24 protein-coding genes are annotated in these 23,182 nt (G+C 62.8%); 18 read left to right on the forward strand and 6 right to left on the reverse strand.

The annotated features are described in order from the left end of the window. The first annotated feature begins 6 nt into the window (after positions 1 to 6). The 8 genes from ilvN (at position 7) to A9K66_RS10440 (ending at position 8,849) form a co-directional block, all read left to right on the forward strand. Positions 7 to 579, forward strand: coding sequence for an acetolactate synthase small subunit (gene ilvN, locus A9K66_RS10405; RefSeq protein WP_067323239.1), 573 nt, complete (start codon positions 7 to 9; stop codon positions 577 to 579). Positions 580 to 698: 119 nt separating this feature from the next. Further along, positions 699 to 1,295: a LysE family translocator gene (locus tag A9K66_RS10410; protein ID WP_067323361.1), complete on the forward strand. Its 597-nt coding sequence runs from the start codon at positions 699 to 701 to the stop codon at positions 1,293 to 1,295. Between the two features lie 192 nt (positions 1,296 to 1,487). Then, complete coding sequence (locus tag A9K66_RS10415; RefSeq protein WP_067323243.1) at positions 1,488 to 2,759, forward strand: efflux RND transporter periplasmic adaptor subunit; 1,272 nt, start codon at positions 1,488 to 1,490, stop codon at positions 2,757 to 2,759. Continuing rightward, entirely contained in the window at positions 2,756 to 5,914 is a 3,159-nt protein-coding gene (locus tag A9K66_RS10420; RefSeq protein WP_067323247.1) for an efflux RND transporter permease subunit, read from the forward strand. Before A9K66_RS10415 ends, A9K66_RS10420 begins: the two co-directional genes overlap by 4 nt. Before the next feature lie 65 nt (positions 5,915 to 5,979). After that, the gene (gene nthA / locus A9K66_RS10425; RefSeq protein ID WP_067323251.1) at positions 5,980 to 6,585 is read left to right on the forward strand and encodes a nitrile hydratase subunit alpha; all 606 of its coding nucleotides are present in this window, start codon (positions 5,980 to 5,982) and stop codon (positions 6,583 to 6,585) included. Beyond that, positions 6,582 to 7,241: a nitrile hydratase subunit beta gene (gene nthB, locus A9K66_RS10430; RefSeq protein ID WP_067323253.1), complete on the forward strand. Its 660-nt coding sequence runs from the start codon at positions 6,582 to 6,584 to the stop codon at positions 7,239 to 7,241. The genes nthA and nthB overlap by 4 nt, the downstream gene beginning before the upstream one ends. Next, positions 7,210 to 7,578, forward strand: a complete 369-nt coding sequence (locus tag A9K66_RS10435) for a nitrile hydratase accessory protein (protein WP_067323256.1) — start codon at positions 7,210 to 7,212, stop codon at positions 7,576 to 7,578. Before nthB ends, A9K66_RS10435 begins: the two co-directional genes overlap by 32 nt. A gap of 143 nt (positions 7,579 to 7,721) precedes the next feature. Then, positions 7,722 to 8,849, forward strand: coding sequence for an ATP-dependent RecD-like DNA helicase (locus A9K66_RS10440; protein WP_067323259.1), 1,128 nt, complete (start codon positions 7,722 to 7,724; stop codon positions 8,847 to 8,849). Positions 8,850 to 8,952: 103 nt separating this feature from the next. Here the strand turns inward: A9K66_RS10440 and A9K66_RS10445 are convergent, their stop codons facing one another. After that, on the reverse strand, positions 8,953 to 9,351 hold the full coding sequence (locus A9K66_RS10445; protein ID WP_067323262.1) for an STAS/SEC14 domain-containing protein: 399 nt from the start codon (positions 9,349 to 9,351) through the stop codon (positions 8,953 to 8,955). 112 nt (positions 9,352 to 9,463) lie between these two features. On the opposite strand from A9K66_RS10445, the gene A9K66_RS10450 reads away from it, so the two are divergent. From A9K66_RS10450 to A9K66_RS10465, 4 genes are all read left to right on the forward strand, one after another. Beyond that, positions 9,464 to 10,204 carry a pyridoxine 5'-phosphate synthase gene (locus tag A9K66_RS10450; RefSeq protein ID WP_067323265.1) on the forward strand — a complete coding sequence of 247 codons (741 nt, stop codon included), beginning with the start codon at positions 9,464 to 9,466 and terminating at the stop codon, positions 10,202 to 10,204. A 170-nt stretch (positions 10,205 to 10,374) separates the two neighbouring features. After that, complete coding sequence (locus A9K66_RS10455; RefSeq protein WP_348626434.1) at positions 10,375 to 12,201, forward strand: potassium transporter Kup; 1,827 nt, start codon at positions 10,375 to 10,377, stop codon at positions 12,199 to 12,201. Positions 12,202 to 12,350: 149 nt separating this feature from the next. After that, positions 12,351 to 14,267, forward strand: a complete 1,917-nt coding sequence (locus A9K66_RS10460; RefSeq protein WP_067323268.1) for a potassium transporter Kup — start codon at positions 12,351 to 12,353, stop codon at positions 14,265 to 14,267. Between the two features lie 35 nt (positions 14,268 to 14,302). After that, the gene (locus A9K66_RS10465; RefSeq protein WP_067323272.1) at positions 14,303 to 14,929 is read left to right on the forward strand and encodes a hypothetical protein; all 627 of its coding nucleotides are present in this window, start codon (positions 14,303 to 14,305) and stop codon (positions 14,927 to 14,929) included. Positions 14,930 to 14,964: 35 nt separating this feature from the next. Here the strand turns inward: A9K66_RS10465 and A9K66_RS10470 are convergent, their stop codons facing one another. Further along, complete coding sequence (locus A9K66_RS10470) at positions 14,965 to 15,858, reverse strand: SDR family oxidoreductase (protein ID WP_067323276.1); 894 nt, start codon at positions 15,856 to 15,858, stop codon at positions 14,965 to 14,967. Positions 15,859 to 16,025: 167 nt separating this feature from the next. Here A9K66_RS10470 and A9K66_RS10475 point away from each other — a divergent pair, with 167 nt between their 5' ends. Then, positions 16,026 to 16,436, forward strand: coding sequence for a helix-turn-helix domain-containing protein (locus A9K66_RS10475; RefSeq protein ID WP_066998811.1), 411 nt, complete (start codon positions 16,026 to 16,028; stop codon positions 16,434 to 16,436). Between the two features lie 93 nt (positions 16,437 to 16,529). Here A9K66_RS10475 and A9K66_RS10480 read toward each other — a convergent pair whose 3' ends face one another. Together A9K66_RS10480 and A9K66_RS10485 are read right to left on the reverse strand one after the other, a co-directional pair. Further along, positions 16,530 to 17,249, reverse strand: a complete 720-nt coding sequence (locus A9K66_RS10480) for a glutathione S-transferase family protein (protein WP_067323279.1) — start codon at positions 17,247 to 17,249, stop codon at positions 16,530 to 16,532. Position 17,250: 1 nt separating this feature from the next. Further along, the gene (locus A9K66_RS10485) at positions 17,251 to 17,556 is read right to left on the reverse strand and encodes a Rieske (2Fe-2S) protein (protein ID WP_067323282.1); all 306 of its coding nucleotides are present in this window, start codon (positions 17,554 to 17,556) and stop codon (positions 17,251 to 17,253) included. 95 nt (positions 17,557 to 17,651) lie between these two features. On the opposite strand from A9K66_RS10485, the gene A9K66_RS10490 reads away from it, so the two are divergent. From A9K66_RS10490 to ilvC, 3 genes are all read left to right on the forward strand, one after another. Further along, positions 17,652 to 18,107, forward strand: a complete 456-nt coding sequence (locus A9K66_RS10490) for a MarR family winged helix-turn-helix transcriptional regulator (RefSeq protein WP_067323285.1) — start codon at positions 17,652 to 17,654, stop codon at positions 18,105 to 18,107. Positions 18,108 to 18,235: 128 nt separating this feature from the next. Next, on the forward strand, positions 18,236 to 18,940 hold the full coding sequence (locus A9K66_RS10495) for a TetR/AcrR family transcriptional regulator (RefSeq protein WP_067323287.1): 705 nt from the start codon (positions 18,236 to 18,238) through the stop codon (positions 18,938 to 18,940). Positions 18,941 to 19,042: 102 nt separating this feature from the next. Continuing rightward, positions 19,043 to 20,062, forward strand: a complete 1,020-nt coding sequence (gene ilvC / locus A9K66_RS10500) for a ketol-acid reductoisomerase (protein WP_067323290.1) — start codon at positions 19,043 to 19,045, stop codon at positions 20,060 to 20,062. Positions 20,063 to 20,120: 58 nt separating this feature from the next. On the opposite strand, the gene A9K66_RS10505 is transcribed toward ilvC, so the two are convergent. After that, the gene (locus tag A9K66_RS10505) at positions 20,121 to 20,405 is read right to left on the reverse strand and encodes a PilZ domain-containing protein (RefSeq protein ID WP_067323293.1); all 285 of its coding nucleotides are present in this window, start codon (positions 20,403 to 20,405) and stop codon (positions 20,121 to 20,123) included. A 164-nt stretch (positions 20,406 to 20,569) separates the two neighbouring features. Then, positions 20,570 to 21,166, reverse strand: a complete 597-nt coding sequence (locus A9K66_RS10510) for a BA14K family protein (protein WP_067323296.1) — start codon at positions 21,164 to 21,166, stop codon at positions 20,570 to 20,572. Positions 21,167 to 21,328: 162 nt separating this feature from the next. Between A9K66_RS10510 and A9K66_RS10515 the strand changes: the two genes are divergently transcribed. Together A9K66_RS10515 and A9K66_RS10520 are read left to right on the forward strand one after the other, a co-directional pair. After that, complete coding sequence (locus A9K66_RS10515) at positions 21,329 to 22,441, forward strand: endonuclease/exonuclease/phosphatase family protein (protein WP_067323298.1); 1,113 nt, start codon at positions 21,329 to 21,331, stop codon at positions 22,439 to 22,441. Between the two features lie 4 nt (positions 22,442 to 22,445). After that, complete coding sequence (locus A9K66_RS10520) at positions 22,446 to 23,165, forward strand: hypothetical protein (RefSeq protein ID WP_067323301.1); 720 nt, start codon at positions 22,446 to 22,448, stop codon at positions 23,163 to 23,165. Positions 23,166 to 23,182 lie beyond the last annotated feature (17 nt).

Genomic DNA, 23,182 nt, shown 5'->3' on the forward strand with positions numbered 1-23,182 from the left:
CACGTCATGAACGCACAGCTCCAGCCGACCGGCTCCGCCTACTTCATCGCCAAGGAAACCGAAAAGCCGGAAACGCACACGCTTTCCGTGCTGGTCGACAACGAACCGGGCGTGCTTGCCCGCGTCATCGGCTTGTTCTCGGGGCGCGGCTATAACATCGAAAGCCTCACGGTGTCCGAGACCGAGCACGAGAAGCATTTGTCGCGCATCACCATCGTGACGCGCGGCACGCCGCATGTGCTGGAGCAAATCAAACACCAGCTCGAGCGGATCGTGCCGGTGCACCGCGTGGTCGATCTCACCGTGCGCTCGCACGAGCTCGGCCAGGAGCGGCCGCTGGAGCGCGAGCTTGCCCTCGTCAAGGTCGCTGGCACCGGCGTCGCCCGCGTCGAGGCGCTGCGGCTGGCCGATGCCTTCCGCGCGTCGGTCATCGACGCCAACACCGAGCATTTCATCTTCGAGATCACCGGCAAGGGTTCCAAGCTCGACCAGTTCATTGCCATCATGAAGCCGCTCGGCCTGGTCGAGATCTGCCGCACCGGTGTCGCAGCCATGAACCGCGGCCCGCAGGGCATGTAGGCGCGCCACCACCGCTCCGGCTGCTTCAACTTCTTCTCGCTGGCCCGGCGGTCGACCGTCCGTGGCTTTTGCCGCTGCCGATAAGGACAATATAGCTGACCTATCCGCGGGAGGATATGATGTCCGTCAACGCGTTCCTTGCACTCCTGGTCTATGCCTTCGTGACGTCGATCACGCCGGGGCCGAACAATCTCATGCTGCTGGCCTCCGGCGTCAATTTCGACATCCTCAGAACGGTTCCGCATATGCTCGGCATCAGCATCGGTTTTCTGGTTCTGCTGCTGGCCGTCGGCTTCGGACTCGGCGCGGTGCTGACAGCGTTTCCGGTGCTGCATATGGCGCTGAAAATCGCCGGCGCCGCCTATTTGCTCTACCTTGCCTGGAAGATCGGCATGTCGCGCTCGAAGGGTGGCAAGGACGGGGCGAAGGCGCGTCCGATGCGCTTCATCGATGCCGCCGCGTTCCAATGGGTCAACCCGAAGGCGTGGGTGATGGCGATCACTGCCATGGCCGTCTACACCAATCCGGATCATCCGTTCGTCTCGGTGGCGCTGATTTCAATCGCCTTCACCATCGTCAACCTGCCCAGCGTTTCGGTGTGGGCCCGGTTCGGCACCGCGCTGCGCGGCTTCCTTTGGGATCCCATGCGGCTGAAATGGTTCAACATAGGAATGGGTCTGCTGCTCGCAGCGACGCTCTGGCCGATGCTGCGTTAAGGGATCGCCACGGCACGTTAGCCGGCTGCACAACAATTGTGCAGTGCATATTAAATCTTCGTAATCCCGCGTTTTGGCCCTTTTCCGCCAAAGCCTTGTCCTATCTATTCGGCGAAATTCGCGGCAACGGCCGTGAAATGAGCTGAGAATAGACCACCGGTTTCGGCGTGTCGGATAGAGGGCTAGTTGTCGTTGCGCGGAAAAATCGCCTTTACAGTCGTCGCTCTGGCCTGCCTTGCAGGTGTCGGCCTTTATCTGTCGCCCGCCACGATGGGCAGGGTGCAGCAGCTGATCTCCGGCCAGCAGGCCGACACAGCCGGCGCCGACACGACCAAGGCATCGGGCAGCCAGAAGGGCGGCGCTGGCGGCGCGCGTTCCGCCTCGATCGTTTCGGCAACTGCGACGACCGCCGATTTTCCGATCCGTCGCTACGCCATCGGCTTCGTCTCCTCACCGTCGGTGGTCAGCGTGAATGCCCGTGTCTCCAGCCAGATCGTGTCGATCGCGGTGAAGGACGGGCAAATGGTCAGGGCCGGCGACCTTCTCTTCTCGCTCGATGACCGCGCACTGAAGGCGCAGCTTGCCAAGGATCAGGCGACGCTCGTCAAGGACCAGGCCCTGCTGGTGAGCGCCACGGCGGATCTTCAGCGCGCCAAGGACCTTGTCGCCAAGCAGGCTGGCACGCAGCAGACTTACGACCAGGCACTGGCGGCGCAGAAGGCCGCGGCCGCCACCATCGATGCCGACAAGGCGACGATCGACGCCGATACGGTCCAGTTAAGCTACGCGACCATCAGCGCGCCCATCTCAGGCAGGCTGGGGGCGGTCAACGTCTCGGTCGGGGATCTCGTCACCACCAGCAACGGCTCAAGCACCACGACGCCGCTTGTGACCATCACACAGATGGACCCGCTGCAGGTGAATTTCACTCTGCCGGAAAGCAACCTTGCTTTATTGCACAAGGCGTTGGCGAGCCCACAGCAAGGCGACGTGACGCTGACCAAGGACGGCGATCCGACGCCGATCGGCAAGGGCACGCTCGATTTCGTCGATTCCAGCGTCGACACCGCCTCCGGCACCATCGCCACGCGGGCGAGCATACCGAACTCCGATCTTTCGCTTTGGCCGGGGCAGTATGTGAACGTCATCCTTGATGCCGGCACGATGCCGCAAATGACCTCGGTGCCGACGGTCGCGGTGCAGCCGAGCCAGAAAGGTCCCTTCGTCTATGTGGTCAAGCCGGACAACACGGTCGAGATGCGGCCGGTGCAGGTGGCGCTGACGGAGGGCGATAACAGCGCCATCAGCCAAGGCCTCAAGGGCGGCGAGAAAGTGGTGGTCGAAGGCCAGACAAGGCTAAAGGACGGCGCGACGGTGCACGAAGGCAAGACAGCGAGCAACAGTGGCGATCAAAATTCGCCTAAGGTCGCACAAGCCGACAAGGCCGGCGAGGCCCGCCCATGATTTCCGAATTCTGCATACGAAAGCCCGTCGCCACGCTGCTGATGTCGTTCGCCCTCGTGCTGGGCGGACTGTTCGCTTACAAGTTCCTGCCGGTTGCCGCGCTGCCCAGCGCGGAGTTCCCGGTGGTGAATGTCTCGGCCCAACTGGCCGGCGCTTCGCCGGAGACCATGGCGACCTCGGTCGCGACGCCGCTGATCAAGCAGTTCGCAACCATTGCCGGCATCGATTCGATTTCGACCACCAACTCGCTGGGCCAGACCTCGATCGCCATCCAGTTCGTGCTCAACCGCGACATCGACGCGGCTGCCGCGGACGTTCAGGCAGCCATTGCGCGCACGCAAAAATCGCTGCCGCCGCAAATGACGGCGCCGCCAAGCTATCGCAAGGTCAATCCGGCCGATGCGCCGATTCTTCTGATGTCGCTGGTCAGCGACACCGTTCCACTCACCGACCTCGACGCCTTCGCCGAAAACGTCATCTCGCCCTCGCTATCGACCATCGATGGCGTTGCGCAGGTTTCGATCTACGGACAGCAAAAATATGCGGTGCGCATCCAGATCGATCCGACCGCGCTCGCCGCGCGCGGCATCTCGATCGACCAGTTGCAGACGGCCGTGGCCTCGGCCAACAGCAACACCCCGCTCGGCGTGCTGCAGAACGACAAGCAGCAGCTGACGATCACGGCCAACACCCAGCTGATGAACGCCGCCGATTTTTCAAACATTATCATCGCCACCAAGAACGGCCATCCGGTGCGGCTGGGCGAGGTCACGCGCGTCATCGACTCGGTCGAAACCACGACGACGGCGAGTTGGTATGACGGCACGCGCGCCATTATCATGGCCGTGCAGCGCCAGCCCGACGCCAATACGGTCGACGTCGTCGACAAGGTCAAGGCGATGCTGCCGTCCTTCCAGGACCAGATGCCGGCTGCCGCGAGCATCAAACTGCTCAACGACCGATCCACCTCGATCCGCCAGGCCGTCGACGACGTGCAGTTCACGCTGCTCCTGACCATCGCGTTGGTGGTGATGGTGATCTTCGTGTTCCTGCGCCGCGTCACGGCAACGATCATCCCGGCGGTGGCCGTGCCGATTTCGCTGATCGCCACACTCGGCGCGATGTTCCTGTTCGGCTTCTCGATCGACAACATATCTCTGATGGGTCTGACGCTGGCCGTCGGCCTCGTCGTCGACGACGCGATCGTCATGCTCGAAAACATCTTCCGCCACATGGAGGAGGACGGGCTGTCGGCTTTCGACGCCGCGCTCAAGGGCGCGCGCGAGATCGGCTTCACCATCATATCGATTTCGATTTCGCTGGTGGCGGTGTTCATCCCCGTGCTTCTGATGGGCGGCGTCATCGGCCGTATCTTCAACGAATTCGCCGTCGTGGTAACGGTCGCCATCCTGGCGTCGATGTTCGTGTCGCTGACCCTGACCCCGATGCTGTGCTCGCGGCTTTTGTCGGTGACCAAGGCCGATCGCGAGGCGCATGCCGACGGTCACAGACATGATCTCATCACGCGTGGCTATGACTGGATCCTGAGCTTCTGCCTGCGCCACACCTTCCTGGTGTTCCTGGTCTTCGTCGGCACCGCGGCGGCCTCCGTCTGGCTGATCCAGGTTTCGCCGAAGGGCTTCTTCCCGCAAGAAGACATAGGCCAGATCTCGGTAACCACCATCGCCCGCCAGGACATCTCCTTCGACGCGATGACGAAGCTGCAGAGCCAGGTCGCCGACGTCTTCTCGCATTCGCCTTACGTCGATCACGTCGCCTGGTCGGTGGGCAGCGGCAACAATGCGCTCAATCAGGGACAGTTGTTCGTGCAACTGAAGGACAAGGACAAGCGTCCCGACATAGAGAAGGTGCTTTCCGATTTGAGGCGGCAGCTGTCCGGCGTCGCCGGCATCGAAACCTATATGCAACCGGTGCAGAACCTCAGGCTCGGCTCGCGGTCCTCGGCCAGCGCCTATCAGCTGGTCGTCCAAGGCCTCGATAACGGCGCGACGGACGCCTGGGCGCAGAAATTGAACGACGCCATGGCCGCCGATCATAAATTCTTCACCGACGTCACAAGTGATTTGCAGAACAACGCGCTGCAGGCGTCGCTGGTCGTCGATCGCGACAAGGCCGCTCAGCTCGGTATCGACACGGACACGCTGCGCTCCGCCCTCTATGGCGGCTTCGGCACCGATCAGGTCTCAACCATTTTCGGCTCGGCCGACAGTTACGAAGTCATCACCGAGCTCGATCCGAAGATCGAGTGGTCGCCGGAGCGCATGCTGGCCATTCAGGTGAGAACGGCGAGCGGCAGCCTCGTTCCTCTCGGTGCCTTCGCCCGGGTCGATCGTACGGCCGGCGCCTTGACGGTCAACCAGCTTGGCCAGTTGCCGGCGGTGACGATCTCCTACAACCTGCCGCAGGGTGTCTCGCTCGGGGACACGGTGACCCGCATCAACCAGCTCAAGGACCAGATCGGCATGCCGCAGGCGATCGGCACCACCTTCGCCGGCACGGCCAAGACGTTCCAGGATTCGCTTGCCAACCAAGGGCTGCTGATCGGGGGCGCGATCCTCACGATCTACATCGTGCTCGGCATGCTCTACGAGAGCTTCATTCATCCGCTGACCATTCTGACGGGCCTGCCATCGGCGGTACTGGGCGCGGTGGTTGCATTGCGGCTCTTCGGCATGGACCTGTCGGTCATAGCCGTGATCGGCATCCTGATGCTGATCGGCATCGTCAAGAAAAACGGCATCATGATGATCGACGTGGCGCTGGAGTTGAGGCGCGAGGGCATGTCTGCGCTGGACTCCATCCACAAGGCCTGCCTGATGCGTTTCCGGCCGATCATGATGACGACGCTGGCGGCCTTGATGGGCACGTTCCCGATCGCGCTCGGCACCGGCGCCAGCGCCGAGCTGCGCCAGCCGCTCGGCGTTGCCGTGGTCGGCGGCCTGCTCGCATCCCAGGCGCTGACCCTGTTCGTCACGCCGGTCATCTATGTCTATTTCGAGCATTTCTCCGGCTGGCTACTCAGCTTCTCCTCGAAGAAGAGCCGGCCGGCGTTGCATGCGGTCGAGCCGGTCGAGCAGCCCTCGCTCTTTGACCCCGGAGAAAATGCCGAACCGAGAAAGTTGGCCGCCGAATAGGCGGCCCGGCTCTGGCCCAAGTTGCCGAGCTTGCGGGGGCGTGCGCACGATCGTAACCTTGCGCCATGTCCCATGATCACGACCACGACAACGAGCTCGATCCGTTTGCGGCGCGCGTGCGCGCATTGGAAACGATCCTTACCGAGAAGGGCCTGATCGATCCGGCGGCCATCGACGTCATCGTCGATACCTACGAGACGAAAATCGGCCCACGCAACGGCGCCAGGGTGGTGGCGAAGGCCTGGAACGATCCGGCCTATGCCGAATGGCTGAAGCGCGACGCGACGGCGGCAATTGCCTCGCTCGGCTATACCGGGCGCCAGGGCGAGCACATGCAGGCGGTGTTCAACACGCACGAGACGCACAACCTCGTCGTCTGCACGCTCTGCTCCTGCTATCCGTGGTCCGTGCTCGGCCTGCCGCCGGTCTGGTACAAGGCGCCGCCCTATCGTTCGCGGGCTGTTATCGATCCGCGCGGCGTGCTGGAAGAATTCGGGCTAACCTTGCCCGCGGGCAGGAAAATCCGCGTCTGGGATTCGACGGCCGAGCTTCGCTATCTGGTGGTGCCGATGCGGCCGAAAGGCACCGAGGGCTGGAGCGAGGAGCAACTCGCCGGCCTGGTCAGCCGCGATTCGATGATCGGCACTGCGCTGGCGAAGGAGCCGGCATGAACGGGCCGCAAGATCTCGGTGGGCAGATGGGGTTCGGGCCGGTCGCGCCCGAGACGGACGAGCCTTACTTCCATGCTGCCTGGGAGCGGCGGGCGCTTGGCGTCACGCTCACTGCCGGCGCCATGGGTGCCTGGAACATCGACGAGAGCCGGCATGCGCGAGAGTCGCTGCATCCCGCCGATTATTATTCGTCGAGCTATTACCAGATCTGGATCCAGGCGCTTGAGGTACTCCTGAAGCGCCATGGCTTCGTGACGGAACGCGACCTTGCCGCCGGCAAGGCTGTCGATCCGGCGTCGACACCCGAACGCGTGCTGAAGGCTGCCGATGTGCCTGCCGTGCTCGCCAAAGGTGGGCCTTGCGACCGTCCCGTGGCTGCGCCGGCGCGCTTCCAGGCGGGCGACCGCGTGCGGACGAAGAATTTCAGTCCGACCGGCCATACGCGCCTGCCGCGCTACGCGCGCGGCAAGAACGGAAGGATCGAGGCCGTTCGCGATGGCTTCGTGTTCCCGGACAGCAACGCGCATGGCAAGGGCGAGAACCCGCAATGGGTCTATACCGTGGTTTTCGACGGCGCCGAGATCTGGGGCGAGGGCGCCGACCCGACGCTTGAGGTCTCGATCGATGCCTGGGAGAGCTACCTTGAGCCCGCATGAGACCGAACTGCCGGGCGGCTTCGACGATCCGGTGTTCGCCGAACCGTGGCAGGCGGAGGCTTTCGCCATCACGGTCGCGCTGCACGACAGCGGCTTGTTTTCGTGGAACGAATGGGCGGACGCCCTGTCCGCCGAAGTGAAGAAGCCGGACGCCGCGAGGGACGGCCACGACTATTACGAGCACTGGCTGTCGGCGCTGGAAAAATTGCTGGCGACCAAGGGCGTCGCCGGCAAGCACGAGATCGATGCGCTCGCGGCCGCCTGGGAGCGTGCCGCCCACGCCACGCCGCACGGCAAGCCGATCCTGCTGGAGAATGATCCCGGAGCCCACCGGTAGCCCGGACTCAAACTTCGTTCCCTTTACGTTCTTGTTTGCGCCTGATAGCGTGCCGAGCTGATAATGAATGAGACCGTCGCCGACGACGCCGGTGATGGCACGCCAACCTTGTGTTTCGCTCGCGAATCCGGTCTGTCGAACTGATGGAATTCTCTCCCCAACAGGACGAGGCTTTGAAGGCGGTCGGCCGCTGGCTGAAGGACGGGCGGCCGCAGATCTTCCGCCTGTTCGGCTATGCCGGCACCGGCAAGACGACGCTTGCGCGCTATTTCGCCGAGCACGTCGACGGGCAGGTGCAATTCGCGGCCTTCACCGGCAAGGCTGCCCAGGTGCTGCGCTCCAAGGGAGCGACCAAGGCCCGCACCATCCATTCGCTGATCTACAGGCCGAAGGGCGAGGAATCGGTCGAGGACCAGGTGACCGGCAAGACGTCGATGTCGCCGACCTTTTCACTCAACCGGCAAAGTCCGATCGCGCGCGCCAAGCTCGTCGTCATCGACGAATGTTCGATGGTCGACGAGCAACTCGGCCGCGACCTGCAGAGCTTCGGCACGCCGATCCTAGTGCTCGGTGATCCGGCGCAGTTGCCGCCGATCTCGGGCGGCGGCTTCTTCACCGAGCACGAGCCGGATGTGCTGCTCACCGAGATCCATCGCCAGGCGCGCGACAACCCGATCATCCGGCTGGCGCTCGACGTGCGCGAAGGCCGCGAGTTCATGCATGGCGACTACGGCACGGCGCAGGTGATCGGCAGGGAAGGGGTCACGCAGGATCTGGTGATGAAAGCCGATCAGGTACTGGTCGGCACCAACCGCACGCGGCGGCGCTACAACCAGCGCCTGCGCGAGCTGAAGGGCTTTTCCGCCGATTATCCGCAGGCCGGCGACAAGCTGGTCTGCCTGCGCAACGATCCGGCCAAGGGGCTGCTCAACGGATCGCTGTGGAAAGTGATGACCTCGTCGCGCGAGACGGTGAAGCCTGGCATCAACCTGCTGGTCTCGCCGGAGGAGGACGATCCCGACCGCGGCGTTGCCAAGATCAAGCTGCTGAAGGCAGCGTTCGAGGATCCGGATGCCGAGATTCCATGGCAGCAGAAGAAGCGATTCGACGATTTCGACTACGGCTATGCGCTGACCGCGCACAAGGCGCAGGGCTCGCAGTGGAATGACGTCGTGCTGTTCGACGAGAGCTGGGCCTTCAAGGAGACCCGGCAACGCTGGCTCTATACGGCCATCACGCGTGCGGCCGAGCGGCTGACGATCGTTCGATAGAGCGGTTCACCGGTCAGAAAACGGCAAACCCCTCAGATCCTTGTTTTGGAGCAATTCCGAACTGAAAGCCGTTCTCACCTTTCCTGGAAATGCTCCAGTCCGCTTATTCCGCGGGCCTCGCATCGAGCCATTGCCAGGCCGCGGCTTCGTCCTGACTGGGGAAATGCCGGAATTCGAACGGCAGAACCTTCGGAAAGAAGTCGCCGACAAGCGATGCCCAGCGCGGTTCGCCGATAGCTGCGCAACGGACGACGTGCTCCAGCGCGTCGGCCACACCTTGCTGCAGCGTCTCTTGCGAGATGTTGGCCCAGTCGACGCTCTCCTCGTCAGTCAGCCGCACCAGCACGTCGATCCTCGGGTGCAGGGCATAGGCAGCTTCCAGCAGACCGAACAGGTTTTCCGCATCCGCCGGCGAAACATCGCCGACGACGTCGATGGCAAACAGCGCGTCACGGTTGGTTTCAATGCGGCGTATCGCCGGCACGGCCTCGAGGAAATTCACTGGCAAATCCTTGTGTTGGCCATCAGCTAGTCTCTGGAACACCGGAAACCCACTATCTGTTCCCTGCAAAGGCGCTATAGATGCCCGCCAAAACCAAGCTGGATGCCAATTCATGCCTGCAAAGCTTTCGGTCAACCTCAACGCTGTCGCCATGCTGCGCAACCGACGCGATCTGCCGTGGCCGAGCGTCACGGGGCTGGGGCGCATCGCTCTTGCCGCCGGCGCGCATGGGTTGACCGTCCATCCACGTCCCGATGAGCGGCATACGAGACATTCCGACCTGCCGGAGATCAGGGCGCTGATCGACGATGAGTTCCCCAAGACGGAATTCAACATCGAGGGCTACCCGACAGAGGATTTCCTGGCGCTTGTCGAGAATAACCAGCCGGAGCAGGTGACACTGGTGCCCGACGATCCGGCGCAGGCGACGTCGGACCACGGCTGGAACTTCGTCGCGCAGGCCGCGTTCCTGACACCGATCGTCAAGCGGCTGAAAAAGGGCGGGTTTCGCGTGTCGCTGTTTTCCGACGCCGATGCGGCCGGCGTGAATGCCGCGCGCGATACCGGCGCCGATCGGATCGAGCTCTATACCGGGCCCTATGGCGGTTACCATTCCGATTCCGCCAAGGCGGCCAAGGAATTGGAAAGACTGGGAAAAACCGCGGACGCGGCACTCGCGGCGGGACTCCAGGTCAATGCCGGCCACGATTTGACCGTGAACAATCTGCCGGCATTGATCAAACGCATCCCCGCATTGGCCGAAGTATCGATCGGACATGGGTTGACAGCGGATGCGCTGGAGTATGGCATGGCCGGCACGGTTGGGCGGTTCTTGAAGGCCTGCGGATGGTAGGGCGAGGATGCCTTGCGTAGCTCCGGCGTGTTCCGCGCTTTGCGGCAGCCTCGGAGCGTGGCGAATCTGATGAAGTGGGGTTCATGGTGCTAGCCAACGCCAGCGAAACAGAATCCCTCGAACCTTTGGGCCATGCCGAGGCCGAGCGGCAGCACAGCACCAAGGTTCTGATGCTCGGCGCGCTCGGCGTCGTCTACGGCGATATCGGCACCAGTCCGATCTACGCCTTTCGAGAGGCTCTCCATGCTTCAGGGGGAGTGGTGGCCCGCAACGATGTGCTCGGCGTGCTGTCGCTGATCGTCTGGGCGCTCACCATCATCGTCACGATCAAATATGTCGCCTTCGTGCTGAGGGCCGACAATAAGGGCGAGGGCGGCACGCTGTCGCTGATGGCGCTGGCACGGAGCGCCTATCCGCAGGGCTCCAGCCTGATCCTGGTGATCGGCCTCTGCGGCGCGGCCCTCTTCTTCGGCGATTCGATCATCACGCCGGCGATATCCGTGCTTTCGGCGGTTGAAGGCCTGGAAGTCATCACGCCGGCGCTCGATGCCTATGTCGTTCCGATCACGCTGGTGATTCTGGCGGTGCTTTTCGCCGTGCAGCGTTTTGGCACGGGCAAGGTGGCGGCAGTGTTTGGACCCATCACGGCGACATGGTTCGTGGCCATCGGCGTTGCCGGCCTCTATCACATCGTCGACGACTGGTCCGTCCTGTTGGCTATAAACCCCTACTATGCGGTCTATTTCCTGGCCACCACGCCGACGGGCGCCTTCGTCACCGTCGGCGCGGTTTTCCTCGCGGTCACCGGCGCCGAGGCGCTCTATGTCGACCTTGGCCATTTCGGCCGCAAGCCAATCGTGCTGGCCTGGTTTTCCATCGTTTTCCCTTGCCTGCTCCTCAACTATTTCGGGCAGGGCGCCTTCGTGCTCTCGCACGGCGGCAAGCCGACCAACCCGTTCTTCCAGATGCTTCCCGAATGGGGGCTGATGCCGATGGTCGCCCTGGCAACGGCGGCGACGGTCATCGCCAGCCAGGCGGTGATCTCCGGCGCCTTCTCGCTGACCAGACAGGCGGTGCAGCTCAATCTTCTGCCGCGCATCGAGGTGCAGCACACATCCGAGATGCAAAGCGGCCAGATCTATATGCCGAGGGTCAATCTGCTGGTCGCGCTCGGCGTGATGCTTCTGGTCGTCGGCTTTGGCAGCTCGAGCGCGCTCGCCTCCGCCTATGGCATTTCGGTGACCGGTGAGATGCTGATGACGACGATCCTCTTGTTTGTCGTCATGCGCTGGCTCTGGAAATGGCAGCTGGCGCTCGCATTGGCGCTGGCGCTGCTCTTCGGCGTCATCGACCTCGGCTTCTTCTCGGCCAATGTCGTCAAGATGGTCGAAGGCGGTTGGGTGTCGATCACTGTCGCTTTGATCATGGGGCTGATCATGTGGACTTGGATTCGCGGCACCCGCTACCTATTCGACAAGACGCGCCGCAACGAAATCCCGCTCGACTTTCTGGCGATGAACCTCCTCAAGAAGAAGCCGCAGCTGGTGTCCGGCACCGCCGTGTTCTTGACCAGCGATCCGCTGAGCGCGCCGACCGCGCTCATGCACAGCCTTAAGCACTACAAGGTGCTGCACGAAAAGAACGTCATTCTTTCGGTGGTGACCGCGCCGCAGCCGGTGGTGCCGGACAGCGAGCGGGTGAAGATGGAGACGGTCAACGAGCTGTTCATGCGGGTCACGCTGACCTTCGGCTACATGGAGCAGCCGAACATTCCGCGCGCGCTGGCGATCTGCCGCAAGCAGGGATGGAAGTTCGACATCATGACGACGTCCTTCTTCCTGTCGCGGCGCTCGCTGAAGGCCTCGCCCAATTCCGGCATGCCGATCTGGCAGGACAGGCTGTTCATCGGCCTTGCGAAGACGGCGGCCGATGCGACGGAGTATTTCCAGATCCCCACCGGGCGCGTGGTCGAGATCGGCACTCAGGTCGCGATCTGACCCTTCAAGCAGCCACATTGTGCCATAGATTTGAATGCACCTCTGCAGGTCGAGCCTTGCACTGGCGGTATGGGAGCCCTAACGCCAGGGGCACTTGATATTGCACTGCAGCAAGCGTAGAGCACCGCGCATTTTATCGGAGTGTCGTCATGGCCCTTGCCAATGGTGCTGAGGCAGAACCCGTCGAGCAAACGGGGCATCCGGAAATAGAGCAGCACAGCACCAAGGTGCTGATGCTGGGCGCGCTGGGTGTCGTCTATGGTGATATCGGCACCAGCCCGATCTACGCGTTCCGCGAGGCGCTCGTTGCTTCCTCGCGCGGTGAGGTCGCCGATCGCGGCGATATCCTTGGCGTGCTGTCGCTGATCATCTGGTCGCTGACGATCATCGTCACGATCAAATACATCATGTTCGTGCTGCGCGCCGACAACCGTGGCGAAGGCGGCGTGCTCTCGCTGATGGCGCTGGCGCGCAGCACTTTCGCGACGCGTTCGGCGGTCATCCTGGCCATCGGCATCGCCGGCGCCTCGCTTTTCTTTGGCGACGCCGTGATCACCCCGGCCATCTCCGTGCTTTCGGCCGTCGAAGGCATGAATGTCGTGACACCCGCCTTTCAGCCTTATGTGGTGCCGCTGACGCTGCTCATCTTGGCCATTCTGTTTGCGGTGCAGCGGTTCGGCACAGGTGGTGTCGCCTTGATCTTCGGGCCGATCACCGCCGTGTGGTTCCTCGCCATCGGCCTGTCCGGGCTGAATCACATCATTGCCGATCCTGAAATCCTTTGGGCGATCAGCCCGCACTACATCGTCGCCTTCCTGATCCACTCGCCGGACGTGGCTTTTGTCACGATCGGCGCCATTTTCCTGGCCGTCACCGGCGCGGAGGCACTCTACGCCGACCTCGGCCATTTCGGCCGCAAGCCGATCGTGCTGGCATGGCTGGCGATCGTATTTCCCTGCCTGCTATTGAACTATGCCGGGCAGGGCGCTTTCGTGCTCGCCAAGAACGGTGTCGTCGGCCATCCGTTTTTCGAGATGAATGAAGGCTGGGCGCTGATCCCGATGGTGATTCTGGCGACGGCAGCGACCGTTATCGCCAGCCAGGCGGTGATCTCCGGTGCCTTTTCGCTGACCAGGCAGGCGGTGCAGCTCAACATGCTGCCGCGGCTGGAGATCCTGCATACGTCCGAAAAACAGTCGGGCCAGATCTACATGCCGCGCGTCAACATGCTGCTGGCGCTGGTGGTGATGCTTCTGGTGGTCGGTTTCGGCGCGTCCAGCAGACTTGCCTCGGCCTACGGGATCTCGGTGACCGGCAATATGCTGGTGACGACGGTGCTCCTCTTCGTCGTCATGACCCGTATCTGGAAGTGGCAGCTCTGGGTCGCGGTGTCGTTAACGGCTCTGTTTGCCTTCATCGATGTCGGCTTCTTTGCCTCCAACATCGTCAAGGTGTTCGAAGGCGGCTGGGCGTCGCTCGCCGTGGCTTTCGCCATCATCCTCGGCATGTGGACCTGGGTGCGCGGCAGCCGCTACCTGTTCGATAAGACGCGCCGCAACGAAATCCCGCTCGACTTCCTGGCGGCGAACCTTTTGAAGAAAAAGCCGCAGCTGGTGTCCGGCACCGCCGTGTTCCTGACCAGCGATCCGCTGAGCGCGCCGACCGCGCTCATGCACAGCCTGAAGCACTACAAGGTGCTGCACGAAAAGAACGTCATTCTTTCCGTGGTGACCGCGCCGCAGCCGGTGGTGCCGGATAGCGAGCGGGTGAAGATGGAGACGGTCAACGAGCTGTTCATGCGGGTCACGCTGACCTTCGGCTACATGGAGCAGCCGAACATTCCGCGCGCGCTGGCGATCTGCCGCAAGCAAGGATGGAAGTTCGACATCATGACGACGTCCTTCTTCCTGTCGCGGCGCTCGCTGAAGGCCTCGCCCAATTCCGGCATGCCGATCTGGCAGGACAGGCTGTTCATCGGCCTTGCGAAGACGGCGGCCGATGCGACGGAGTATTTCCAGATCCCCACCGGGCGCGTGGTCGAGATCGGCACTCAGGTCGCCATTTGAGGGACTGCAACGCCTAAAGTGGTGGGGAGGCGGGAATGGGCGGTGAGTTGGTGCTCGTTACCGGCGGCTCCGGGTTCCTCGGCGCGCACTGCGTTCTAGCCCTCTTTCCCAGGCCGCACGTTCCGCCAGCGTTTTTCCTTGCCAGCCAGGGCGGAGCGCTGGAACTGACGGTCGTCAATCCGGTTGGGATTTTTGGGCCGGTCCTGGGGCCGGATCATTCGACCTCGACGGACTTCATCAAGCGCTTGCTGGACGGCGAGATGCCGGGTCTGCCGCGCATGGTGTTCGGCGTGGTCGACGCGCGGGACGTGGCGGACCTGCATCTGCGCGCCATGACCAGTCCCGCCGCCAAGGGGGAGCGGTTCCTCGCCATCAGCGGCGATTTCATGACGACGCTGGGGATCGCACAAACGTTGAAATCGCGGCTGGGCAGCGTTGCGTCGCGCGTTACGACGAGAATGCTGCCGGACTGGCTGGTCCGGACCGTCGGACTGTTCGACGGGCAAGCAGCCCAGATCGTGACGGAACTGGGCAAGGCCAGAAACGCAACCGGGGCCAAGGCCATGCGCATGCTCGGCTGGGCGCCGCGATCGCGCGAAGAAGCGCTCGTCGCCACCGGCGAAAGCCTGGTCCGGCTCGGATTGCTCAAAAAGTCGAGGTGACGCGCCCGGGAGAGTACCCCCCCAGGCGCAACGGTTCAGCCAAGCAGTGCGGCTTTGTTCCCTTCCAGGAACTGCTTCAGCGTCTTCGGCTTGCGGCCCGACAACGTCTCGATAGCGTCGGTTACCATGCCGATACGGCCGGAGCGTGTGTTGGCGTCGAAGGATACGACAATGCGCGCAAAGTCCTCGGGAAGGCCGGCCGCCTTGACGCCCTCGGTCAAAGCCTCGTCAGGTAATTGGATAACCTCCAGCGGCTTGCCAGTGACTTCGCTCACCAGAGCGGCAATTTCGTTCGTCGTGTAGGCATGCGGGCCGGTCAGCGTGTAGACGCGGCTCTCCGTCGAGCCGGAAGCGAGGCTCGCGGCGATCGCGGCGGCCATGTCGTCGCGCGCGGCGTGCGCGATCCGACCGTCACCGGCCGACGTGTACCACTTGCCCGACGAAATGGCGTGCGGCAGCGCCATGAAAAGGTTCTCCTGGTACCAGCCGTTGCGGAAGATGGTGTAGGCAATGCCGCTCGCCTTGATGGCCTGCTCGGTGCCGTAGTGGTCGCCGGCAAACAGCACCGGCGAGACCGGCTCGGGATTGGGCATCGAGGTGTAGAGGAGGTGCGAGACGCTTGCCGCCTTGGCTGCGGCCACCGCGGCCTGATGTTGCTTGAGGCGCCGGTCGCTCTTCAGGTCGAGCTCACCGGTCGAGACGATCAGCACTCGGTCGGCGCCTTTGAACGCGCGCTCCAGCGAGGCCGGATCGTCGAAATCGGCCGGCCTGACGACAATGCCGAGGGTTGCCAGGTCGCGGAGATTTTCGGGATTGCGCGTGGTTGCGATGATATTTGCCGGCGCGACTTTCTGCGCATCGAGCAGATGGTTGATCACGGCGCGGCCGAGATGGCCGGAAGCGCCGGTGACAAGGAGAGTTTCGGTCATGGGAGGTTCCTGAAAAATTGCGTCGAAGGGATTTGAACGATGGTCTCAAAAAGAGACCAGCACTAAAATAAGAATTGACCAGGGGCCGTAAAGAAGGCAGTTTTCCGGGAGGTAGGCACAGCCGGGGAACCACCGGCGGGTCGCCGCTTCGATCAATGGATGTCGCGATGGACAGCAAGATCTTCAGTCTGAAATCGAAGCTCGAGGTCTACAAAGCCATGACCGGCGGCGGCAATTTCGCCGACTGCCCGGTCCGCGATGTGATCCAGGGCATCAGCGGCAAATGGAGCTCGCTGCTGGTCATGGCTTTGGCCGAGAAGCCGTACCGGTTCGGGGAGTTGCGCCGCCTGGTGCCCGACATTTCGCAGCGTATGCTGACGCAGACGCTCTACGACCTGCAGCGCGACGGCTATGTGCATCGCGAAGTCTTTCCGACCAAGCCGCCGAGCGTTGAATACAGCCTCACCGATCTCGGCCGCTCGATGTTCGCGCCGTTGCAGATGCTGATCCAATGGGCCGAACTCAACCACGATGCCGTTCGTGAGGCGCGCGTCGCCTTCGATGCCGCGCAGGCCTGAGCCTTTCCTTCCCCGATACAAGCGTCAAAACGTCGCTTGCGCCGATGCCGCAGTTGCTCGCCGCCATGGTCGCGGGAACGGTGATCGACCCGTTCAGGCCGATCGGGCTTGCGGAATCGCAATGGCCTGCAGCCGGATCATTCGCGACAGATAGGATGCCTTTGCCCGCAGGAAGGCGTGCAGCCGCAGCGGATAGTCCGGACTGACAGCCTCCTTCACCGATTGCCGGTCGCTCAACGCCTTGCGCCAGGCCTGGACGAGAGGCTTACCGTCCAGGATGCCGCAAGCGCCGATCTCGTCGAACGTGTCGAAGTAGCGGAAGATCGGCCCGTAGACGGCGTGGACCATCGAGAAGCGCTTCCCGGCGAACCACGGACCGCTCGGCCTTGCCGACAGTTCCGCCTCGACACGCTCAAACAGTTCCGACAAGCCGCTGCTTTCCTTGAGGAAGCCGGCCTCATCGGCGGCGGAATAGAAGCGCCCGATGGCGTTGAGGATGGCCGAACCGAATTCGACCCAGGAGCGGTGCCTGGCCCGCATGAGCGGATCGGCCGGGTGCAACGGATTGGCCTGCGTCTCCTCGAGGAATTCGAGAATGACGACGGATTCGAAAATGATCTCCTCCTTGCTGCCGTTTCGAACGCAGAGCAGCGGTACCTTGCCGAGCGGCGAGATAGCCTTGAACCAGTCGGGCTTGCTGGCAAGGTCGACATTGACGCGCTCGAACGGCACGCCTTTCTCGGCGAGGGCGATTGCCGCACGCTGGACGTAGGGGCAAAGGTGATGACTGACGAGGGTGAGTTTGGCCGTCATCTTATTCTCCCCAGACATAGTTCAGCGCGCCGTCCTCGACGCGGGTCGACAGGAACATCAGCCGCGAGCCCTTCGGCGCCGGGCCTACGAGGCGCTCGCCGCTTTGCATGTCGAAGCGGGCGCCGTGCCACTGGCAGATGAAGGCGCCGTCCTTGCAGTCGAGTGGCCCGCCGAAATGCAGGCAGGCATTGGCTGCGGCACGGACACGCTCGCCGCTGCGCCAGACGTGGACCTCGCGGCCGAAGAAAGGCGCGATCAGGCTGCCCGTCTGCGGGATGTCGGCCACTTTACAGATCTCATGCTTCATCGGGAACTCCTTATCGATGCAATTGCATCTATATGAATGCATTTGCATCGACCGTCAAGCTTGATGCAATTGCATCTATCGGATAAAGTTCCTCGATGACGAGAAAATCTCTTCCGCCCGAGGCCGTCAAAGCCTGGGGCCGCCTGATGCGCGTTTCGCGCCAGCTGGTCGAAAAGACCGAGTATGCCCTGAAAGCCGGCGGCTTGCCGCCGCTCGCCTGGTACGACGTGCTGCACGAGCTCGCCGAGGCGGGCGAGGGCGGCTTGCGGCCGTTCGAGCTGATCGATCGCGTTCTGTTGGCGCAGTACAGCGTGTCGCGACTGCTGGCCCGGCTGGAAGCGGATGGCCTGCTGGAAAAGCTGCCTGTCTCGGATGACGGCCGTGGCCAGACAGTGCGCATCACGCCAAGCGGCCGGGAGATGCGCCGCCGCATCTGGGCGGTCTATGGCGCATCCATAGCCGAACTGATGGGCGACAAGCTTTCCGCCAAGGAGCTGGAAACGCTGGCTGCACTGCTCGGGCGGTTGCGCGAGCCACCGGCCGGCGATTAGCTCACGAGTGTTTGTGGGTACCGTCAGATTTTTTCGCCGCAGCCCCTTGCGATGGAAACCCGAATGCGCAATAAGCCGAACCGTAACGTACGGTACGCATTATTGAGCGACCGGGGACGGGTGAAAACGTGTTGCAAGCCGCCGCCGACACCGACAGCAGCGAAACGCTCACCGAGCGGCAGCAGGCCGTTCTGGACGCAGCACTTCGCCTGTTGGTCGAAGAGGGCGACAACCTGACCATGACCGCGGTGGCGCGGCGGGCAAGCTGCTCCAAGGAAACACTCTACAAATGGTTCGGCGACCGCGACGGGCTGCTGACGGCGACAGTGCAATGGCAGGCCTCGAAAGTGCGCGTGGCGCCGGTCGACCGCAAAGGCCTCGACCTCGCTTGGCTGACCGCAAGCCTCGAACGCTTCGCTTCCGACTGGCTGAGGGTCATCTCCAGCGATACGTCTATCGCGCTCAACCGTGTCGCGGTCGGCCATGCCGGCTCCGGGAAGGATGACCTTGGCGCGATCGTGCTGCAGAATGGGCGTTTCGCGCTGGCCAGGCGTCTGAAGCCCGTGCTCGAAGCGGGACGCGAGGCCGGGCTGCTCGACTTAGACGACGCCGAGACGGCGTTCCGGACGTTTTTCGGTCTGGTCGGCCGCGACGTGCAGATACGGCTTCTGCTCGGCGACCGGCTGCAATTGACCGAGGCGACGATCGGCGGCGATGCCGCCCGCGCGACGCAGCAGTTTCTCGCTCTTTACGGCTCAAGGACCGGGAGAGCAAACAACCGGCCGCAAGGCCCGGAGACGGATGATTTCAGGTCAAGTCGACCTGAAATCTGAATCCGGCTCCAAATTCAAGAGATAGAGCATGATGTCGTCCGAAAACCGCTTCACACTTTTCGGCATCATGCTCTGATCTTCAAAAACGGGAAGGAAGACGAAATGCGTGTCTATTACGATCGTGACGCCGATCTCAATCTGATCAAGGGTAAGAAGGTCGCTATCATCGGCTATGGCAGCCAGGGCCGGGCGCATGCGCTCAACCTCAAGGATTCCGGCGTCAAGGAGATCGCCATCGGCCTGAAGGCCGGCTCGGCGACCGCCAACAAGGTCGAGGCCGACGGGCTGAAGGTGATGAGCGTGGCGGATGCCGCCAAGTGGGCAGACCTGATGATGATGGCAACGCCCGACGAATTGCAGGCCGACATCTACAGATCAGAGATCGCGCCGAACATCCGCGACGGCGCAGCCATCGCCTTCGCGCACGGCCTCAATGTGCATTTCGGCCTGATCGAGCCGAAGGCTTCGGTCGACGTGGTCATGATCGCGCCGAAGGGCCCTGGCCATACCGTGCGCGGCGAATATCAGAAGGGCGGCGGCGTGCCGTGCCTGGTGGCCGTCAACCAGGACGCCTCGGGCAATGCTCTCGACCTCGCGCTCTCCTATGCCTGCGGCGTCGGCGGCGGCCGTTCCGGCATCATCGAGACCAATTTCCGCGAGGAATGCGAGACCGATCTGTTCGGCGAGCAGGTGGTGCTGTGCGGCGGCCTGGTCGAGCTGATCCGCGCCGGCTTCGAGACGCTGGTGGAAGCCGGCTACGCGCCGGAGATGGCTTACTTCGAGTGTCTGCACGAGGTGAAGCTGATCGTCGACCTCATCTATGAGGGCGGCATCGCCAACATGAACTACTCGATCTCGAATACCGCCGAATGGGGCGAATATGTCTCCGGTCCGCGTATCATCACGGCAGACACCAAGGCCGAGATGAAGCGCATCCTGAAGGATATCCAGACCGGAAAATTCACCTCGGAATGGATGCAGGAATATCGCGCCGGCCTGTCGCGCTTCAAGGGCATCCGCCGCAACAACGACAGTCATCAGATCGAAGAGGTTGGCGCGAAGCTGCGCGCGATGATGCCGTGGATCGCCAAGAACAAGCTGGTCGACAAGGCGAAGAATTAATTCGGTCTATTCATGCTTCGTGAAAGCCGGCGGAGCGATCCGCCGGCTTCTCTCACGCTCAGCCGTAATGCCAATGCGGCTTCGGCTCGGTGCCCGCGAATTCCACGCCGATGCGGTCGTCGCGGCGCCAGCGGACGATCGCCTTGTAGCCGATCCGGTCCTTCGTCACGTAAAGCAGGAATTCGTCGGGCACATGCGCCTCGATCGGCAGCTTCAGTTCGGCGCCGCCAGGATGCATGTTGCGCACCGTGCACATGACCCCGGAATTGTTGATGCCGGTCAGGATCGCCGCGCCCTTCAGCACGCGTTGCCGGCGCTTGCCTCTCAACTCGTTCTCGGTCATGGCGGAGTCGTCCTAGCGGATCGCAGCTTGGCGATCGTCATATGGGGCACCGCATGACGGATAGACGCATCTGCTAAATTTAAGGTTATCGCGTCGCCGTCGGGCGCGCCTTGCCAAAAAGAAACGGCGCCCGCCGGGCGCCGTTGAGCTTCGTGCCGAGGGGCTCAGATATAGGGCGAAATGCACTGCCGGCGCGGGCCGTTATAGGGCTGGAACGTGTTGTCCCATGCCCGATAGGACCGGTAGCGGTCGTGGCACCATTGGACATGGGCCCTGGAAAGCCGCTCGGTCCGGTAAATGCGCCGCGGCTGATAGTAGCGCGGATAGGGATCGTAATAATAGGGATTGTAGAAATTGTTGTAGGCGAGGCTGCCGAGACCGAGGCCTAGGCCGAGCCCAAGGATGGCCGCGCCCCCGCTGTCGAAGTGGCGATGGCGATGATGGCGATGATGCCGCCAGCGCCAATTGCGATCTCCGTCCCAGTTGCGGGAGAAATGACGTGCGCGGAAGTCGCCGTCACGCCATCTAAAATCGCGGCCGCGCCAGTCACCGCCGCGCCGCCAGCGCCAGTCATACATCTGCCGCCGGTCGTTGCCGCCGGCCCAGCTGTCGCGAACGGGGATGATGGTGGATGCGGCCGTGCTGGTCACGGTCGACATATCGGGCTGCAGGACCGGGCCGGCAATCGACGGCACCGTCAGCCCAGCGGAGAGACCCAAGGCCAGAAGCCCGGATCCAAGGGAAGACAAGAGCGGTTTCATTTCACTCTCCACGAGTAAGGCCCCACGCCCAAAACGCTCGGGAATAGGCCTATTGATGGAACTTTCCATCTGAACGGAAGATGAACAGAAAGGTTCCGTCAACCATAACGGGCGTGCGTATGCTCTTGTGTTCGCCATTGCTTGCGGGCAAAGGTCTCGGCCATGTCGCTGCGCCTCGCCACCTTCAATGTCGAGAACCTGATGAACAGGTTCGACTTCTCCGGCTATCGCAACCAGCTCATCGAGGACCGAACGCTGGCGCTGTTCGACATCCAGAGCGAAGCAGAATACAGGCTGCTCGAACAGGCGCGCGCCATCGCCCAGTCCGATGACACCCGCCAGCTTACCGCGCTCGCCATAGCCGCGACACGCGCCGACGTCATCTGCATGCAGGAGGTGGACAATATCGAGGGGCTGAAGGCCTTCGAATATGGCTATCTCTTCAAGATGATCGGGCAGGGCTACCGTCAGAAATACACCACCGCCGGCAACGACTCCCGCGGCATCGACGTCGCCGTGATGATGCGCAACGAGACCGCGCAGGGGCAGCCGATCGAATTCGTGCGCATGACCAGCCATGCCTATGTCACGTTCGAGCAGTTCGGACTGTTCACGCCGGAACTGGCGGCGTTCGGGCACCTGGCCACCGAACGCGTCTTCCGGCGCGACTGCCTGGAAATCGACATAACGGTCGGCGGCGTGCCGCTTACGCTGTACCTCGTGCATTTCAAGTCAATGGGCTCGCCGCGCAACGGTCTCGATGGCCGCGAGGCGACGATGCCACTGCGCATCGCCGAGGCGCAGGTCGTGCGCCGCATCATCGAGGACCGCTTCGGCAAGGACCATGCGGCCGACAAGCGCTGGGCAATCTGCGGCGACATGAACGATTATCGGCAGCGCGTGAAGATCGAAGGCGACAGCTTCGACGGCTATCGCTTCCAGGTCGTCGACGAAGCCCAGTCCTCGATCAACGTTCTGACCGCCGGCGGCTTTTGCGAAAATGTCGTCGAGCGGCGGCCCGAGATGGACCGCTGGAGTTTCTATCACACGCGCGGCCCGCAAGAGCGGCATTTGTGCCAATTGGACTATATCCTGCTGTCGAAGGCCTTGGCGGCGAAGAACGCCACTGCGGTTCCGGAGATCATCCGCAACGGTCAGCCTTGGCGCACCATCTTTCCGCCTGGCCAGGAAGTCGAGCGTTTTCCGCGTGCCGGGTGGGACAGGCCGAAGGCCTCCGACCATTGCCCGGTGGTGATCAACCTGGACATGGCCTGAGCCCGTGAGCTTCGACCTGCCGCGCAATGTCATTTTGCCGGTCGACGCGGTCGACGTACGGCTCGTTGCCAGCCCGCATCCGTTCGAGCGCGACAATCAGACAGCGATCGCGGAAAACTGGCGCCGCGAAATGGAGATGAAGCCGGCGCTATATGACGGCACCGTGGTGTTGCTTTCAGCGCTGAGCTATCGCGACAGCCGGCTCATCGGTCGCTGTCATGCGGTGAAGTACTCGACTTTCATGCTGTGGCGCAAAAACCGGGAGCTGAGCGGCGCCGAACATGCCTATGCGCACGCCGTGCTGGTTGCCGGCGACAATGCGCTGGTGGCGATCCGGATGGGCTCGCACACGGTGAACGCCGGCCGCGTCTATTTCGCCGCCGGCTCCTTCGAGCCGATCGATTTCCGCGACGGCGTCGTCGATATCGATTTCAACATGATCCGCGAGGTGGGCGAGGAAACCGGGATCGATCTGTCGGGCGCCGCCCGCGGACAGCGCTACTATGCGCTGTCGACTTCGAGCGGCACGGTGATCTTCCGCCGCTATCACGTTCCCGAGCCGGCGGAAGAGCTTGCGCGGCGCATCAGAGCCTTCGTTGCCGCCGAGAAAGAGCCGGAGATCGAAGGTCCGGTGATCATCCGGCACGCCGCAGACCTGCCGGAAGGCTTGATGGGCCATATGAGGCCGCTGATCAAGTGGCATTTCGCCAACGAGCTGGTCTGACTCGATCACGGGCCGAC

The sequence above is a fragment of the Mesorhizobium sp. AA23 genome (assembly GCF_001672435.1).
Classification (GTDB): domain Bacteria; phylum Pseudomonadota; class Alphaproteobacteria; order Rhizobiales; family Rhizobiaceae; genus Mesorhizobium.

What these genes read in the sequence shown, in the direction of transcription:
- A9K66_RS10490 (WP_067323285.1), top strand. Translation starts at nt 17,652, where the DNA reads ATGACGAGAAAATCTCTTCCGCCCGAGGCCGTCAAAGCCTGGGGCCGC.
- A9K66_RS10505 (WP_067323293.1), bottom strand. Translation starts at nt 20,405, where the DNA reads ATGACCGAGAACGAGTTGAGAGGCAAGCGCCGGCAACGCGTGCTGAAG.
- A9K66_RS10470 (WP_067323276.1), bottom strand. Translation starts at nt 15,858, where the DNA reads ATGACCGAAACTCTCCTTGTCACCGGCGCTTCCGGCCATCTCGGCCGC.
- ilvN (WP_067323239.1), top strand. Translation starts at nt 7, where the DNA reads ATGAACGCACAGCTCCAGCCGACCGGCTCCGCCTACTTCATCGCCAAG.
- A9K66_RS10455 (WP_348626434.1), top strand. Translation starts at nt 10,375, where the DNA reads ATGCTCGGCGCGCTCGGCGTCGTCTACGGCGATATCGGCACCAGTCCG.
- ilvC (WP_067323290.1), top strand. Translation starts at nt 19,043, where the DNA reads ATGCGTGTCTATTACGATCGTGACGCCGATCTCAATCTGATCAAGGGT.
- A9K66_RS10480 (WP_067323279.1), bottom strand. Translation starts at nt 17,249, where the DNA reads ATGACGGCCAAACTCACCCTCGTCAGTCATCACCTTTGCCCCTACGTC.
- A9K66_RS10435 (WP_067323256.1), top strand. Translation starts at nt 7,210, where the DNA reads ATGCCTGGGAGAGCTACCTTGAGCCCGCATGAGACCGAACTGCCGGGC.
- A9K66_RS10485 (WP_067323282.1), bottom strand. Translation starts at nt 17,556, where the DNA reads ATGAAGCATGAGATCTGTAAAGTGGCCGACATCCCGCAGACGGGCAGC.
- A9K66_RS10460 (WP_067323268.1), top strand. Translation starts at nt 12,351, where the DNA reads ATGGCCCTTGCCAATGGTGCTGAGGCAGAACCCGTCGAGCAAACGGGG.
- A9K66_RS10475 (WP_066998811.1), top strand. Translation starts at nt 16,026, where the DNA reads ATGGACAGCAAGATCTTCAGTCTGAAATCGAAGCTCGAGGTCTACAAA.
- A9K66_RS10410 (WP_067323361.1), top strand. Translation starts at nt 699, where the DNA reads ATGTCCGTCAACGCGTTCCTTGCACTCCTGGTCTATGCCTTCGTGACG.
- A9K66_RS10465 (WP_067323272.1), top strand. Translation starts at nt 14,303, where the DNA reads ATGGGCGGTGAGTTGGTGCTCGTTACCGGCGGCTCCGGGTTCCTCGGC.
- A9K66_RS10440 (WP_067323259.1), top strand. Translation starts at nt 7,722, where the DNA reads ATGGAATTCTCTCCCCAACAGGACGAGGCTTTGAAGGCGGTCGGCCGC.
- A9K66_RS10510 (WP_067323296.1), bottom strand. Translation starts at nt 21,166, where the DNA reads ATGAAACCGCTCTTGTCTTCCCTTGGATCCGGGCTTCTGGCCTTGGGT.
- A9K66_RS10515 (WP_067323298.1), top strand. Translation starts at nt 21,329, where the DNA reads ATGTCGCTGCGCCTCGCCACCTTCAATGTCGAGAACCTGATGAACAGG.
- nthB (WP_067323253.1), top strand. Translation starts at nt 6,582, where the DNA reads ATGAACGGGCCGCAAGATCTCGGTGGGCAGATGGGGTTCGGGCCGGTC.
- A9K66_RS10420 (WP_067323247.1), top strand. Translation starts at nt 2,756, where the DNA reads ATGATTTCCGAATTCTGCATACGAAAGCCCGTCGCCACGCTGCTGATG.
- A9K66_RS10450 (WP_067323265.1), top strand. Translation starts at nt 9,464, where the DNA reads ATGCCTGCAAAGCTTTCGGTCAACCTCAACGCTGTCGCCATGCTGCGC.
- nthA (WP_067323251.1), top strand. Translation starts at nt 5,980, where the DNA reads ATGTCCCATGATCACGACCACGACAACGAGCTCGATCCGTTTGCGGCG.